General features: G+C 60.7%; 14 protein-coding genes. 5 read left to right on the forward strand and 9 right to left on the reverse strand.

Features of this window, described 5'->3' with window-relative positions; all coding sequences use genetic code 11:
• Nucleotides 1-95: 95 nt before the first annotated feature.
• Nucleotides 96-953 carry an N-formylglutamate amidohydrolase gene (locus E3E11_RS00430; protein WP_141450680.1) on the reverse strand — a complete coding sequence of 286 codons (858 nt, stop codon included), beginning with the start codon at nt 951-953 and terminating at the stop codon, nt 96-98.
• A 162-nt stretch (nt 954-1,115) separates the two neighbouring features.
• On the opposite strand from E3E11_RS00430, the gene argH reads away from it, so the two are divergent.
• Both argH and E3E11_RS08450 read left to right on the forward strand, forming a co-directional pair.
• Nucleotides 1,116-2,534, forward strand: a complete 1,419-nt coding sequence (gene argH / locus E3E11_RS00435) for an argininosuccinate lyase (protein WP_141450681.1) — start codon at nt 1,116-1,118, stop codon at nt 2,532-2,534.
• Nucleotides 2,535-2,651: 117 nt separating this feature from the next.
• Nucleotides 2,652-2,825 (forward strand): lipoprotein, encoded by a 174-nt coding sequence (locus E3E11_RS08450; RefSeq protein WP_168189170.1) that lies wholly within the window; start codon nt 2,652-2,654, stop codon nt 2,823-2,825.
• Nucleotides 2,826-2,863: 38 nt separating this feature from the next.
• Here the strand turns inward: E3E11_RS08450 and gluQRS are convergent, their stop codons facing one another.
• Nucleotides 2,864-3,709, reverse strand: a complete 846-nt coding sequence (gene gluQRS, locus E3E11_RS00440) for a tRNA glutamyl-Q(34) synthetase GluQRS (RefSeq protein ID WP_141450682.1) — start codon at nt 3,707-3,709, stop codon at nt 2,864-2,866.
• Between the two features lie 273 nt (nt 3,710-3,982).
• Between gluQRS and E3E11_RS00445 the strand changes: the two genes are divergently transcribed.
• Nucleotides 3,983-4,546 (forward strand): HNH endonuclease, encoded by a 564-nt coding sequence (locus E3E11_RS00445; protein ID WP_141450683.1) that lies wholly within the window; start codon nt 3,983-3,985, stop codon nt 4,544-4,546.
• Between the two features lie 63 nt (nt 4,547-4,609).
• Here the strand turns inward: E3E11_RS00445 and E3E11_RS00450 are convergent, their stop codons facing one another.
• The 7 genes from E3E11_RS00450 to E3E11_RS00480 form a co-directional block, all read right to left on the reverse strand.
• Complete coding sequence (locus tag E3E11_RS00450) at nt 4,610-5,413, reverse strand: MBL fold metallo-hydrolase (protein ID WP_141450684.1); 804 nt, start codon at nt 5,411-5,413, stop codon at nt 4,610-4,612.
• A 44-nt stretch (nt 5,414-5,457) separates the two neighbouring features.
• Nucleotides 5,458-6,261, reverse strand: coding sequence for a TatD family hydrolase (locus E3E11_RS00455; RefSeq protein WP_141450685.1), 804 nt, complete (start codon nt 6,259-6,261; stop codon nt 5,458-5,460).
• A complete protein-coding gene (gene metG, locus E3E11_RS00460; RefSeq protein WP_141450686.1) occupies nt 6,258-7,811 on the reverse strand; it encodes a methionine--tRNA ligase in 1,554 nt (517 codons plus the stop codon). The genes E3E11_RS00455 and metG overlap by 4 nt, the downstream gene beginning before the upstream one ends.
• A 77-nt stretch (nt 7,812-7,888) precedes the next feature.
• Nucleotides 7,889-8,845, reverse strand: coding sequence for a DNA polymerase III subunit delta' (locus E3E11_RS00465; RefSeq protein WP_141450687.1), 957 nt, complete (start codon nt 8,843-8,845; stop codon nt 7,889-7,891).
• Nucleotides 8,846-8,868: 23 nt separating this feature from the next.
• Nucleotides 8,869-9,630, reverse strand: a complete 762-nt coding sequence (gene tmk, locus E3E11_RS00470) for a dTMP kinase (RefSeq protein ID WP_141452011.1) — start codon at nt 9,628-9,630, stop codon at nt 8,869-8,871.
• Nucleotides 9,617-10,822 carry a D-alanyl-D-alanine carboxypeptidase family protein gene (locus E3E11_RS00475; RefSeq protein ID WP_231118930.1) on the reverse strand — a complete coding sequence of 402 codons (1,206 nt, stop codon included), beginning with the start codon at nt 10,820-10,822 and terminating at the stop codon, nt 9,617-9,619. Before E3E11_RS00475 ends, tmk begins: the two co-directional genes overlap by 14 nt.
• A 281-nt stretch (nt 10,823-11,103) precedes the next feature.
• Nucleotides 11,104-12,096, reverse strand: coding sequence for a lytic murein transglycosylase (locus E3E11_RS00480; protein WP_407938695.1), 993 nt, complete (start codon nt 12,094-12,096; stop codon nt 11,104-11,106).
• Between the two features lie 446 nt (nt 12,097-12,542).
• On the opposite strand from E3E11_RS00480, the gene E3E11_RS00485 reads away from it, so the two are divergent.
• Together E3E11_RS00485 and E3E11_RS00490 are read left to right on the forward strand one after the other, a co-directional pair.
• Nucleotides 12,543-13,109: a DedA family protein gene (locus E3E11_RS00485; protein WP_141450689.1), complete on the forward strand. Its 567-nt coding sequence runs from the start codon at nt 12,543-12,545 to the stop codon at nt 13,107-13,109.
• 20 nt (nt 13,110-13,129) lie between these two features.
• Nucleotides 13,130-14,215 carry a D-alanine--D-alanine ligase gene (locus E3E11_RS00490; protein ID WP_141450690.1) on the forward strand — a complete coding sequence of 362 codons (1,086 nt, stop codon included), beginning with the start codon at nt 13,130-13,132 and terminating at the stop codon, nt 14,213-14,215.
• Nucleotides 14,216-14,217: the final 2 nt, after the last annotated feature.

Here is a 14,217-nt window from a genome sequence, read left to right on the forward strand (position 1 = left end):
CCTTGGACAGCCTTCTGAAACGGTTTTCGGGGCAGAAGGTGCGTTGTCCGTCCCAGCCGCCCTGGTCTCAACATTACAATCAGTCACTCTCGCAGTCACCTCCGGCTCCCATCAGCCTGCAGCTGGTACCTGGCCTGCCAGAAGCGGGGCAGCAGATCGGCAAGGCGCTCGGCCCAGAAGGCCTGGCCGGCCTCGTCAGTGATCAGGTCCTGGCGGATCTCCAGTTCCAGCGCCGGCAGCTGCCGGTCCTCGGCATGACGCGGCACGGTATAGTCATTCTGGCGCGTCAGGGCATAAGGCTCGTTATCACCGATACAGAGCGCAGGGTCGCTTGCCTGCAGAAGCCGGCTGAACAGCGCCGCACTTTCAGGGTCATGATCATGCAGCAACCCAATCTGCCAGGGACGCGCACGACCATTCATTTCAGGTGTGAAGCTGTGCAGGGAAACGATCAAGGTCGGCCGGTCTCCGCGCGCCTGCAGCACCCGGGCGATTTCCTCGTGATAGGGCAACAGGATTTCCTCTTCACGTTGCTGCCGGGCCGTGGGCGCCAGAGCCGCATTGGCAGGTACAGGGGTGCCGTCACTGACAGGGGGAATGGAGGTCGGGTGGCCCGGGCGGCGGTTGCAGTCGATCACCAGGCGGGAATAAACCTGCTCTACCCAGGCAGCGCCAAGAAGCTCATGCAGCTGCCGGGCAACATTGCGGATGCCGATGTCCCAGGCAATGTGGCGTTCCCAATGCTCCGCCGGCACGCCCATGTCACCCAGGCGGTCCGGTACGCTGCGCCCGGCATGATCGCTGACCAGCACGAAAGGCGTCGGTCGTTCTTCAGCCCAGCTGCGGAAGGGCGACGCGTCTTCAGGGCCCAGTAAAGCCCCTGGTGACCGGGCGGCATTTACCGGCTGCGAAGAGGAAACGGCGCAGGAGGAAACATCGGAAGGCACAGTCATCTCTTTCAGTTCCGTAAAACCGGCACGCTCACCTGACGCTGGGAAGGCTGCGAAATCCACGCCGCTTGCAGCTTCAGGGACCTGTAACCTACCTTAGCATCAGCCAGCATAATCCAGCCAATTCAACCCACGCCAATTCAATCCATTGGGAGTCCGGCCCTCATGACACGCCCCCCTAACGCTCCTTCTGCCACAGCCAACCCCCAATGGGGCGGGCGATTTGCGGAAGGACCTGCTGCCATCATGAAGGAGATCAATGCCTCCATCGGCTTCGACCGGCTGCTCTGGCGTCAGGACATCGAAGGCTCGCTGGCCCATGCCCGGATGCTGCAGCATGTGGGCCTGCTCACATCTGGAGAGCTGGTCGCCATTGAGACTGGCCTGAAGGAGATCGGCGCTGAAATCGAAAACGGCACTTTCCCCTTTTCAGAGGCCCTTGAAGATATTCACATGAATATCGAATCGCGTCTGTCGGAAAGGATTGGTGAAGCGGGAAAACGCCTGCATACTGCCCGTTCCCGCAATGACCAGGTGGCGACTGACTTCCGCCTCTGGGTCCGCGAGGCGATTGACGGCCTCCTGGGACAGACACGGGCCCTGATGCGCGCCCTGGCCACACGCGCCCTTGAATTCCATGCCTTGCCCATGCCGGGCTTTACACATCTGCAGGTCGCACAGCCCGTTACATTCGGTCACCATCTGCTGGCTTACGTGGAAATGCTGGCGCGTGACTGCGGGCGTCTTGCTGACACCCGCAAACGTCTCAACGAATCGCCTCTCGGTTCCGCAGCCCTGGCCGGCACCTCTTTTCCCATCGACCGCCAGATGACTGCCCGGGCTCTGGGCTTCAGCCGACCGACCGCCAATTCCCTTGATGCCGTCTCCGACCGCGACTTTGCCCTGGAATATCTTTCGACCCTTTCCATCGCAGCGATGCATCTTTCACGGCTGGCTGAAGAAATCGTGCAATGGGCTTCTGGTGCTTTCGGCATGGTCCGGCTTTCGGATGCCTTCACAACCGGTTCCTCGATCATGCCCCAGAAGCGCAATCCGGATGCGGCCGAGCTGGTACGCGCCAAAAGCGGGCGCATTTCCGGTGATTTTCTGGGCCTGCTGACCGTCATGAAGGGTTTGCCGCTCGCCTATGCCAAAGACAGCCAGGAAGACAAGGAGCCCGTTTTTGACGCCACCCAGGCCCTGACCCTCTCCCTGGCCGCCATGGAAGGCATGGTCTGCGACCTGCAACCCTGCCCCGAACGGATGCGGGCTCTGGCCGGGAGCGGCTTTGCGACGGCGACCGACCTGGCCGACTGGCTCGTGCGGGAACTGCGTCTTCCCTTCCGCACGGCACACCACGTGACGGGACAACTGGTCAGCCTGGCAGAAGCCAGGGGCTGCGATCTGGCTGACCTCACGCTGGAGGACATGCAACAGGTTGAGCCGAACATAACCGCAGGCGTTTTCGACGTTCTCTCCGTGGAAGCATCCCTTGCTTCACGGACCAGCTACGGGGGGACAGCGCCTGCCAATGTTGAAGCGCAGGCTAAACGCTGGCTTGAAGAACTCAATGCCACCCTCTGAACCACCGGCATCACGTCAAAGCCCCTCAGCCGTTTTGTGCCTCTGCGGTGTCAGGGCTATGCTGGGCCAGTTTTCACCTGTTTTGACTTCAGTCTCATCAGCAGAACGGATTTACCAATGACTGCTTTACGCCCCCGCCTTTCCGTGCCCAGGCGTTTCCCCTTTTTCATGGGTGGAATGATGCTGCTTGCAAGCGCTCTTTTTCTGAGCGCCTGCGGTCGCGAAGGCCCCCCGCAAGCCCCGGGTCCCGCTGACCAGATCACTTATCCGCATTCCTATCCCTCAGACTGACCGGGTCCTTCCGGCACAGATAATTATCTACCTGTGCGTCAGGGAAGCGAGCTTTCGAGCGTCTGTCTGACAAGGGGATGAGCCAGGACTTCATGCGCGCTCCAGCCCCCCTGGCGCAGCTGGAAGATCCCTTCTGCCCCTTCACGCTTGGAAAGCTTGCGCCCCTCTGCATCCAGCAGGAGCGCGTGATGGGCATAGACTGGTGCCGGCCATCCCATCAGCACCTGCAAGACGCGCTGCACTGAAGTGGCGTGCAGCAGATCCATCCCCCGCGTGACACAGCTTACCCCCTGCAGCGCATCATCATGCGTGACACAGAGGTGATAAGCCACGCCGCTGTCACGCCGGCCGAGCACGATATCTCCAAAAGCTGCCGCCTGACCCCGCTGCCTGCGCGGACCTGCAAGACGACCGATCTCCTGCCATTCCGGCTCGCCCCTGATTTCTTCCAGGGCCGCCTGCATGTTCAGCCGCCAGGCCAGGGGGCGGCCGGGCGGATGAGAATTCCTGTTGCGGCAAGTGCCCGAATAGACACGGCTGCCGTCAGGCGCCGTGACGGTCGAGCGGGCAGAAATTTCCCGGCGGGTGCATGAGCAAGGGTAAAGCAGGTGCCGGGCCTGAAGGTTGCGCAAAACGGCCTCATACTGGCTCAGATGCGCCGATTGGACGCGCACCGATCCCGCTGGCCGAAGCCCCAGCCAGCCAAGGTCCTCCAGCAGGGCCGCCCCATAGGCCGGGCGGCAACGTATCCGGTCCGTGTCTTCAACACGCAACAGAAAGCGACCGTCTGACCCAGCCAGCGCCCGCCCGTAAAGCGCTGAAACCACATGGCCCAGATGCAGCCTGCCTGTAGGGCTGGGGGCAAAGCGGGTCGTCAGGGGCATTGCAGATCCCGCTGGCTGTCCTGGCTCGCAATGAACATAAAAACAGATCTAAAAAAGATGAAAAGGCAGAGCCTCCCTGCCTGCTTTCTCCAGCCGGATTTCCCGGAGGGCATATTCTCCGACCCCTTACCCGCAGGCACGTTTTTCTTGCCATCGCCGGATACGGATGGCAGCCTGAGACATGGTATTCTGCCTTTCAGTTCCCCTTATCATGGAAACCGGGGAAGCTGGAGGCCCTGAGGACAGGTTACGATAACAGAAGGACGAAAGTACATGTATGATGGCAGAGAAAGGGGTTATCCCGCCCTGGTCCTGAATGCAGACTTCCGTCCGCTGGCTTACTTTCCGCTCTCGCTGTGGCCCTGGCAGGAAGCGGTCCGGGCGGTCTTTCTTAATCGCGTGACTGTTCTGTCGGCCTATGAGAAGGTCGTTCATTCACCCACCCGCAGCTTCCCGCTTCCCAGTGTCGTGGCGCTTCGGGAATATGTGGCTCCCCAGCGCAAACCAGCCTTCACCAGGCTCAATGTTTTCCTGCGCGACAATTTCACCTGCCAATACTGTAACACGCCTTACACGCCTGGAGCGCTTACTTTCGATCACGTCGTTCCCCGCTCACGGGGCGGGCGCACCTCCTGGACCAATATCGTGACGGCCTGCAGCAGCTGTAACCTGCACAAAGGCGCACGCACCCCGGCCCAGGCCGGTTTCACGCTGCGCACCCCACCCCTGGCGCCGAGCTTCCACCAGCTTCAGGAAAACGGACGGCACTACCCGCCCCACCACCTGCATGAAAGCTGGCGCGACTATCTTTACTGGCATGCCGTGCTGGAAAGCTGAAAGACAGATCTTCAGAAGCTCGGAAAGACCTGCGCCAGACGAAAAGGTACGACCCGACCTGAATTACGATGAACTGATTTCCAGCGTCATCCCGTCAAAGGCCGGTTCCACACCTGTGGGAAGGGTACGCCTGAGCGTGGCATAATCCATGGCAGGGCCCATATGCGTCAGGACCAGGCGTTGGGGCTGCACGATTTCCCGCCACTCCAGCACGCGTGCCAACCAACCATGCGAGAAATGCTGTTCTGGCTGAAAACACCCCACCACCCAGGTCTTCACCCCTTTCAGCACCTCAAGGGAAGGGCCTGGCAATTCAGCCACGTCGGTGGAATAGGCGAAATCCCCGAAGCGCATTCCGCGTGACTCGATCAGCCCATGGGTCTGGGGGAAGACACTTCCGTGCAGGGGGCCGATCTGAATGTTTCCTGCTTCAGGAATGGGCTGCACGTCAAAGGCGGCGCGATAGAACTGCCCGCCTTCCCATGGCCGGAAAGCATAGGAAAAACGCGCCTGCAGCTCCTGGAGGACATCTTCTGTGGCCAGCAGGGGCAGAGGTTTGCGGATGACCCGGTTAATGGCCCGGACTTCATCGAGGCCAGCGATGTGGTCACTGTGGCCGTGAGTGAAGATCAGCGCATCGACACGGGCAAGATGATTGGCCAGCAGCTGCTGCCTCAGATCCGGCCCGCTGTCCACCAGCAGCCTGAATCCCGCCTGCTCAATGACGATCGAGGAACGCGTCCGCCGGTTCCTGATTTCATACGGATCACACGCGCCCCATTTTCCAGCCGGCTGGTCGGGATCCTCGCTCCCGCCGATTGACGGCACCCCTGCTGAACCGCCACAGCCCAGGATGGTGACTTTCATGATGTTTTCCTGCATGCATCCACTCCCCGTTTCAGCAGCTCTTTTCAGCGGGCCCTGCTGAACAGGCGCAGGGCATTGGCCGTGGTAATCTCCGCCAGACGCCCTGGATCCATCTCCCGTTCCTGCGCCAGACGCTCTGCGGTATGCACCACAAAGCCCGGCGTGTTGGCTTTGCCCCGCTTTGGCACAGGCGCAAGGAAGGGACTGTCCGTCTCGACCAGGATCCGGCTCTCCGGCGCCTTCCGCGCCACATCACGGATGTGGCCGCATTTGGGAAAAGTCAGCAGGCCGGAGAAGCTGAGATAGCCTCCAAGCTCCAGGGCAGTACGGGCCAGCTTCTCGCCCCCTGCAAAACAGTGCAACAGAAAAGGAAAAGCGCCCTTTTCCTGCTCTTCAGTCAGCAAAGCGCCCATGTCCTCATCAGCTTCACGCGAGTGAATGACCAAGGGGAGCCCAGTTTCCCGGGAAGCTGCGATATGGCGACGAAAGCTCTCCTTCTGGCGCGGCCGCATCTCTTCGCTGCCATGAAGATAATCCAGCCCCGTCTCCCCCACAGCCACAACGCCGGGCTGCTCCAGCACGCGCACCATCTCGTCAAGCGTCGGCAGCTCTTCCTCATGCGCGTGGTCCGGATGGGTGCCCAGAGCGCACCAGACACGCAGCTCCGGTCGGTCCTGGGCCAGCAGGGCGAGCTGTTCATGCCGTTTGGACCAGCGCGTGCCGATCGTCATCAGACCCTGAAGACCGCTTTCCTGCGCAAACTGCAGCTCAGCCTCCACCTCTTCCAGCCGATCAAGATGACAATGCGTGTCTATCAGGGAAGGCCGGCTGACCGCAGAAGCGCTCATGAGGACACCTCCACGTTCTCCGCCGCTTCAACGTAGCGGGGGAAAAGCCCCTGCGGCTTGGGGAGCACGCGCCCGGCTGGTACAGGCGTCTGCAGGGCTTCGAAATGCCGTTCCTCTTCGCCCACCCCCAGCTGATCCAGCATCCGCGCCATTGTTTCAGGCATGTAAGGCTGCAGCATGGTGGCAATGACGCGGATCATATCCACCAGAACCCGCAGCACATCGGCCATGCGCTGCGGATCGGTCTTCTTCAGCTTCCAAGGAGCCTGGTGATCAATATAGGCATTGGCCGCCCGAATGAGTTTCCAGACCTCCTCCAGCGCTTCACTCAGCGCCAGGCGCCCGATCTGCTCGTCCATCAGCGCAGGCAACAGAGCCGCCTGGGCCAGCAGGTGCCGGTCTTCCTCGGTCTGCGGTCCCTGTTCAGGCAGGACGCCTTCCAGGTTGCGCGCCACCTGGCTTAAGGTGCGCTGGGCCAGATTGCCCAGATCATTGGCCAGTTCAACATTCATGCGCGTAATCAGGGAACGGCGGCTGAAATTTGAATCTCCCCCGAACGGCACTTCACGCATGAGGAAGAAACGCAGCTGATCGAGCCCGAACTCCTCGGCCAGCGCTACCGGATCAAGGACATTGCCGAGAGACTTGCTCATCTTCTCGCCCTCGACCGTCCACCACCCATGTGCAAAGACGCGTTTTGGCAGCGGCAGACCGGCAGCCATCAGAAAAGCGGGCCAGTACACACAATGGAAACGTGCGATCTCCTTGCCGACAACATGCACATCGGCAGGCCAGAAAGCGGCTTTGGGACTTTCTGCATCCGGATACCCAACGGCGGTCAGATAATTGGCCAGCGCATCGAACCACACATACATGACGTGTTCAGGGTCACCCGGCACCTCCACGCCCCATTTGAAACTGGTGCGGCTGATGGACAGGTCCCGCAGGCCATGACGCACGAAGCTTTCAATCTCCCGTTTCGGCCCCAGGGGACCGATGAAAGACGGGTTCTCTTCATAATAGGCCAGGAGACGATCCTGAAACTCCGTCAGGCGAAAGAAGTAGGAAGGCTCACGCACCCATTCCAGCGGCGCGCCTGAAGGAGCCGTCCGGCTGCCATCGGGGTGAACCGTGATCTCGTCCTCCCCGATGAAGGCTTCGTCCCGGGTCGAATACCAGCCTTCATAAGCGCCGAGATAGATATGGCCGTTCTGTGCGACCTTTTCCCACAGAGCCCGGGCAGCGCCCTTGTGACGCTCCTGCGTCGTGCGCACGAATTCGTCTGCCGAGATGCCCATGCGGCGCTGCATCTCCTGAAACTGCCCGGAAATGCGGTCAGCGAACTCCTGCGGCGCCATACCCTGCGCCAGGGCACTCTGTTCCACTTTCTGTCCGTGTTCGTCCGTGCCGGTCACGAATAGCACCTCTTTTCCGCTCAGACGGTGGAACCGCGCAATCACGTCACAGGCGATGGAGGTATAGGCATGGCCAATATGCGGTGCGCCATTCACATAGAAAATGGGTGTCGTGATCGTGTAACGCCCCGTCATGGCCGAATCTGCCTTTCATGTTGCCTGTCATTACAAGGCGGCACCGTCACAGTACCGCTTCTGTCAGCCCAGATCTCTCAATCTGACGCCAGCCCATAAGCTTCACGGAGCATCTGCGCCCTGTCGAGGCTGGCGCCGAGAGCGGCCTGTTCCAGCTTTTCCAGCTCTGCGGTTTTTTGGGCCAAACGTGCGCCCCGGGCAAGGGCGCCGCGTCTGATTTCCTCTTTCGCCTGCTGGGCAAGATGCACGGAAAGATAATCGCAGAACAGTTCCGCCCCATCCGTCTGGCGGGCGATCTGGCTGATTTTCTGCCAGTTTTCCACAGTCAGCGGCTGCCCCTGTAAAGCCTGGCGGGCCAGGGCGGCAATCTCACCATTGCGGTCCTGGGCCAGAAACAGCGCCCGCCCCGGCGAGCCATGCGCCCGGCGCAGGACGTCGGGAGGCAGATCAGGCAGCAGGGCTTCCATAAGCTCAGGCGAAAGACGATTCAGATTCAGAATCCGGCACCGGCTGCGTATGGTCGGCAGCAGCGCACCGGGCGTTGCAGTGGTCAGGAGCAGGACGGCACGCGGCGGGGGCTCTTCGAGAACCTTCAGCAGGGCATTGGCGGCAAACCGGTTCAGAAATTCCACCCCGTCCACGATCACGACCCGCCAGCCCCCCTCCGTTGCGGTATGATGCAGGAATTTCTGCAGGGGCTGCACATCGGCTACAGTGATTTCCGAGCGTAGACGCCCTTTGCGGGGGTCCGGTTTACGGGAGATTTCAAGCAGGTCTCCATGGGTTCCGGCCGATATCCGCCGACCGGCCGGAGTGGCATGATCTTCTGCGCCGAGAAGAATACGGGCCAGCCGGAAAGCCAGACTCGCCTTACCGATGCCCGCCGGACCGCAGATCAGCCAGGCATGATGCAGACGGTCGCGCTCAATGGCTTCCCGAAAGATTTGCAGCGCCCTATCATGGCCTGAAACCTGCCTGCTCTGCCGTGGCTCCGGGTGTTCCCCTGGGGAGGGCGCATCCGTTTTCCGTGCCATGCCTTTTTCAGAAGGCGCTTTCCTCAAGATATCACGTCCTTACCGGGCAAGGCACCGTTCCGGTCTGACCAATGGACCAACACCTGCTGAACCAGCATTCGGGTCACTTCATCAGGCTTGAGCAGACCATCAATCCTGCGCACACGCTCCGGATCCCTGGCAGCGATTGTGGCAAATCCTGCATGAACGCGCCCATGAAAGGCAGTGTCCTGCTGTTCGTAACGATCTTCCGCCCCCCCAGCAACAACAGCGCCTGAACTTTCGCGACGTTTCCGCAGCCGTTCAGTGGCCACTGCCTGAGGCACATCCAGCCAGAATGTCAGGTCAGGCTCCCTGTTGAGCAGTTTCCGCAGGCTGGCAATGAAGGCCAGCTCCGCGGGCGACCCTCTTCCCTGCCCGTAACCCTGATAAGCCAGCGTTGAATCGTGAAAGCGATCACAGATGACGATCTCCCCGCGGGTCAGGGCGGGGAGAATAAGCCTGTCCAGATGGTCGCAGCGCGCCGCCATGTGGGTCATGATTTCAGCACGCGGCGAAAAATCCGCTTTCCCGAACAACAGAACTTCCCGCAACGCTTCAGCGCCTGGGGTGCCGCCTGGCTCACGTGTCAGGCAAACAGGCAGCCCGCGTGCTCTCAGGACCTCGGCCAGCAGACGGGCCTGCGTGGATTTACCAGCGCCTTCGCCGCCTTCAAGCGTTACAAAAAGACCTGAAGCAGGGGGAGTCTGCCCGCCAGTGCGCGCAGTTGTAAGGGCCTGAGCCTCAGAGGGATCAGGCAGGGGCATGACCCAACCGGGCCAGAGTGCGACCGAGCAGCCCCAGACGCTCAACGCTTACCCCGGCGACCAGAGGCACCTGCCGCGTCAGCTTGCCGTTGAACCAGATGGAAACCGTGCCGCAGGGCTGACCGGCCTGTATGGGAGCGATGAGGGGCGAGTAATAGTCCACCGTTACGCGCGTCTTGTCACGCCATCCAGCCGGCACCGTCATGGAGACAGGCTCCGAAGCCAGGAGGGGGATGGTCCTGTGTGTGCCCATCCATACCGGGGCTGCTGGCTCGACCACTTGTCCCTTGTGGAAGAAGGTCACGGTCTCGAAATTGGCGAAAGCCCAGGACAGCAGGCGTTCCCCTTCACGGGCGCGCTGGTTGGAGGAAGAGGTTCCGTTGATGACAACGATCACCCGGTTCCTGTCGCCATCCGCATTCGGGCGCTCGGAGCTGGCACAGAGCCCGAAGCCGCCTGCATCGGTATGGCCGGTCTTGAGACCGTCAGCCAGCCCCTTGTCCACCAGCACGTTGCGGTTACCCTGCTTGATGCCGTTGAAGGTGAATTCCTTCTCACCGAAGAAGTGATAATATTGCGGGAAATCATGGACGAGACGACCGGCCAGCACCGCCACATCGCGCGCGGTCATGTAATGGTCGGGCGCAGGCAGCCCGGTGCAGTTCATGAAATGCGAGCCGGTCAGGCCGATACGACGCGCCGCTTCATTCATCAGGGCGACAAAGCGCTCCTCAGAGCCGGCAATTCCCTCAGCCAGCACAATGCAGGCATCATTACCGGACTGGATGATCATTCCCTGGATGAGATCGGAAACGGAGGCATTGCCCCCCTGCGGCACGAAGGATTTCGACCCCTGCGTACGCCAGGCCCTATCGCTGACCGGCAGCATCTGGCCAAGGTGCAGTTTACCGGCCGCCAGGAACGTGAACACCACATAGGCCGTCATCATCTTGGTCAGCGATGAAGGAGGCATGTGCTCATTGCCTGCCTTGTCGAGCAGGACCGTGCCGGTCGTATGGTCCAGCACGTAAGCCCAGCGCGCGGGGGTCGGCAACGGTCCGACCAGGGTGGCAGCAGGCGTTGCATCCGCCGCTTCCGCCTCAGCCGCTGCCGCTTTGCCATGCGCATGATGGCCCCTAGCAGCCTGCGCATTCCGCAGGCCCAGCCCTGTCAGGGCAGCGGCTGCGCCCATGTTCCTGAGAAGAGAACGTCTTGTCTGCACGCTTGTTATCTGCACGCTCGGGATTCCGTTCCACCTGTTGCCCGGCCGTTCCTCCGCTTTCAGGATGCCCGGCCTGCAAAGACGGACAAAAGCTGGAAAGCACGGTGCCGGCATGTGATTGTTGACACTGTTTTCCGTTTACTTACCTACTTGCAGTGCAGCACCTGGTCCAGCCACCTGACACTCTACCGCGCTGCAATCAGATGTTTTTTATCTTCCCAGTGCTGATTGAGACTACAGATTTCCTCTTCTCAGGCGGGAACACCCGTACAGGCATCGCCAAGCAGGCCGACAGCGAGCGCATAATAGTCAGACGGGTTATAGGCACGAATGACATTGAAATTATGGAAAACCAGGAAAGCCTGCCCTCCCGGGCCATCCGGCTCAAGCAAACGGGCCTGGAGATCAGGCTGAGTGAAGGAGCCGCCGTCCACCGGGCGCACGCCCAGCGCTTCCCAGCTGCTCACCGACCGGACCGCTGACTGCCGCGAACCCTTTGCGCCCAACGCTTCAGCTTCACTGCCTTGAGGCACACTGACTTCCGTTCCCCAGCCCTGTCCCTGAATCCAGTGGCGTCTGCCCAGGTAATTAGCAATGGAGGCGAACACATCCGGCTTGCTCGTCCAGATATTGGGCTTGCCGTCGCCATCCACATCAACGGCATATTGAAGATAGGCACTGGGCATGAACTGGGGCTGGCCCATCGCGCCCGCATAGCTCCCCAGCATGGTGGAAGGTGCCGCTTCCCCGTCCGAAACGATTCGTAAGGCCTTGAGCAGCTCGCTTCTGAAGAACTTTGCCCGTCGCCCGTCATAGGCCAGGGTCGCAAGCGCATCGATGACATTGAACTTGCCCAGCGTGGCGCCGAAGCCTGATTCAAGCCCCCAGATGCCCATCACCACCCCATCAGCGGCGCCATAACGCTGAGCAAGCGGCGTCAGGGTGCCACGAACGTTCTGAAACACCTGTGCACCTTGCTGCAGCCTGGCTGGCTTGAGCACACGGCTGCGGTACTGCGCCCAGGTCATGGTGAATTCAGGCTGATGCCTGTCCCGCGCCAGGACAGCCTGATTGGGCGCAGGCGCCATGGCCAGCGCTTCAGTGACAGCCGTGGCTGACAACCCCTCTGCCAGGGCCTGGCTGCGCACCCCTTCGAGAAATTGGCGGTAACTTTCGCTGGCTGCGGGCGGGCGGGTCATCGGCCGGGCCCGAAGCTGACCGGCAGAAAGGAAAAAACCGGCCATGCAAGCCGTGGAAAGGAAGGTGCGTCGTTCCAGAAGCGCCAAGTTTTTTCTCCTCTTTCTGGTCTTCTCTCAGTTTCTCTTTTTACGCTACCCGCGTCAGGTTCTACCGCCTCAGGCCTGGTGATAAGAGGCTGAAAACGCCTCCATAGAAGGGCAGTCAGGCGAAACTGCGGCACAGTTACATCACCACCCCGGCAAAAATCCCGCTTTACGGCTGATCTTGCCTGATCTCCTACCGCCCAACATCCACCGCCTCTTCCACGGGGTCAAAGATTCCTTTAAGGCATTTTTATGATCGACCTCCTGCCGTCCCGGCTTTGCCTGACACAGGCTTTACCTCTCAGCGCGCCCGACCTTTATAAAGGGCGCAAGAGCGGCAAGGCAGGACAGGCCGCCAGATGCCGTCGCCTTCTGAAGGAAGAGCAGGTTATGAGAAAGCTGGGCATATGATGGGACTGGGGGCCCTTGCTGCCAGCCAGCCAGCCTGGCTGAAGGCTGCGATCGTGATCGCAGGCACTTTCATCCTGGAAGATGTGGCCACCGTCCTGAGCGCCATTGCGGTACAGGCGCACCAGATTTCCCTCCCTCTGGCGCTGGGCTCTCTGTATGCAGGGGTGGCGATAGGCGATATGGGGCTTTACGGGCTCGGCTATGCCGGTTGGCATTGGCCTGCCCTGCGCCGTTTTCTTACCTTGCCTGGCCAGGACAGAACGCGGGAGTGGTTTCTCAGCCACACGATACGCATCGTTGCCATTTCGCGCTTCGTGCCAGGGGCACGCCTGCCGCTCTATACGGCCTGCGGCTATTTCCGGGTCCCTTTCTGGAAATTCGCCCTGACGGCCATCTGTGCCACCCTGGTCTGGACGAGTCTGCTTTTTGCCCTGTCCCTCAAGGTAGGGCACTGGCTGCTGCTGCATCAGGCCGGCTGGCGCTGGGCAGGAATTATCGGTTTCGTGCTTTGCATTTTCGTGATCGGGCGTCTGATCGCCCATTTCCAACGCATGAGCGCTTAAGAGGACAGTCCTTGCCAACCATGACCAAAACCGCTCACACGCCTCTGCCCAGGAAACTCAACAGAAAGCAGCTTTCCCTTTTTGAATTCTGGCCTGGCTCCATCTTCTACACCCCCATCGTGCTCTACTGGATTCTCATGGGAATCCGATATCGGGATTTCAGCACACCCACAGCAGCCAATCCCCGCATCACGACCGGTGGGCTCTGTGGCGAAAGCAAAAGCTCCATCCTGTCCATGGCTGGCCCGACAGCCCGTGAAGCGATTGCCCCTTACGTTGCTTTCCGCAGCGGGCCGCAAGCCTGCGCTACCGCTCTGCGCGCCATGAAGCAGGCAGGGATAGACTTCCCGGTCGTCATCAAACCCGATATCGGCTGCAAGGGTACCGGGATCAAACTTGTCCAGGACCGCGCCATGCTGGCCGAAGTGCTGCCCCTTTTTCCTGATGGGGTCATGCTTCTGGCGCAGAAGCTCGTGGCCTATCCACTGGAAGCGGGGATTTTCTATATCCGCCATCCCGGCGAGAAAACCGGTCATCTGACTTCGATCACCTACAAGGAAACCCCTACCCTGACCGGCAACGGACGCGCCACCCTGCGAGAACTGATCCTCCAGGACCCGCGCATGGGGCTCGTTCCCCAGATCTACCTACCGCGTCTGGGCAAACGGGCTGATGAAGTCATTCCCGCAGGCCAGCAGGTGCCCGTTGTCTTTGCCGGCAATCATTGCCGTGGCGCCATATTTCGCGATGGACGTGCCGATATCACTCCTGAACTGACAGCGCGCATCAACGCCATCATGAGCGATATCCCGGATTTCCACTTCGGCCGCATCGACGCCAAAGTGGCCTCCGTGGAGGACCTGAAATCCGGGCGCAACCTGCAGATTATCGAAATCAATGGGGTCGGTTCAGAGGCCATTCACATCTGGGACCGCCATACCACCCTGTGGGAAGCCTACCGCACCCAGTTCTATCATTACCGGCAGACCTTTCTTATCGGCGCTGCCAAGAAAAAGGAAGGGTGGAAAAGCTCCGGGGCTTTCGGAATGCTGTGGGCCTGGCGCAAACAGCGCCGCCTGCTCTCCTCCTATCCCCTCAACGACTGATC

The organism is Oecophyllibacter saccharovorans, from assembly GCF_006542375.1.
GTDB lineage: Bacteria > Pseudomonadota > Alphaproteobacteria > Acetobacterales > Acetobacteraceae > Oecophyllibacter > Oecophyllibacter saccharovorans.

Excerpts from the sequence above, each read along its gene's own strand:
- E3E11_RS00475 (WP_231118930.1), bottom strand. The coding sequence starts at position 10,822 with ATGGGCGCAGCCGCTGCCCTGACAGGGCTGGGCCTGCGGAATGCGCAG.
- E3E11_RS00485 (WP_141450689.1), top strand. The coding sequence starts at position 12,543 with ATGATGGGACTGGGGGCCCTTGCTGCCAGCCAGCCAGCCTGGCTGAAG.
- E3E11_RS00445 (WP_141450683.1), top strand. The coding sequence starts at position 3,983 with ATGTATGATGGCAGAGAAAGGGGTTATCCCGCCCTGGTCCTGAATGCA.
- E3E11_RS00430 (WP_141450680.1), bottom strand. The coding sequence starts at position 953 with ATGACTGTGCCTTCCGATGTTTCCTCCTGCGCCGTTTCCTCTTCGCAG.
- E3E11_RS00480 (WP_407938695.1), bottom strand. The coding sequence starts at position 12,096 with ATGGCCGGTTTTTTCCTTTCTGCCGGTCAGCTTCGGGCCCGGCCGATG.
- E3E11_RS00490 (WP_141450690.1), top strand. The coding sequence starts at position 13,130 with ATGACCAAAACCGCTCACACGCCTCTGCCCAGGAAACTCAACAGAAAG.
- E3E11_RS00465 (WP_141450687.1), bottom strand. The coding sequence starts at position 8,845 with ATGGCACGGAAAACGGATGCGCCCTCCCCAGGGGAACACCCGGAGCCA.
- argH (WP_141450681.1), top strand. The coding sequence starts at position 1,116 with ATGACACGCCCCCCTAACGCTCCTTCTGCCACAGCCAACCCCCAATGG.
- E3E11_RS00450 (WP_141450684.1), bottom strand. The coding sequence starts at position 5,413 with ATGAAAGTCACCATCCTGGGCTGTGGCGGTTCAGCAGGGGTGCCGTCA.
- E3E11_RS08450 (WP_168189170.1), top strand. The coding sequence starts at position 2,652 with ATGACTGCTTTACGCCCCCGCCTTTCCGTGCCCAGGCGTTTCCCCTTT.
- gluQRS (WP_141450682.1), bottom strand. The coding sequence starts at position 3,709 with ATGCCCCTGACGACCCGCTTTGCCCCCAGCCCTACAGGCAGGCTGCAT.
- E3E11_RS00455 (WP_141450685.1), bottom strand. The coding sequence starts at position 6,261 with ATGAGCGCTTCTGCGGTCAGCCGGCCTTCCCTGATAGACACGCATTGT.
- tmk (WP_141452011.1), bottom strand. The coding sequence starts at position 9,630 with ATGCCCCTGCCTGATCCCTCTGAGGCTCAGGCCCTTACAACTGCGCGC.
- metG (WP_141450686.1), bottom strand. The coding sequence starts at position 7,811 with ATGACGGGGCGTTACACGATCACGACACCCATTTTCTATGTGAATGGC.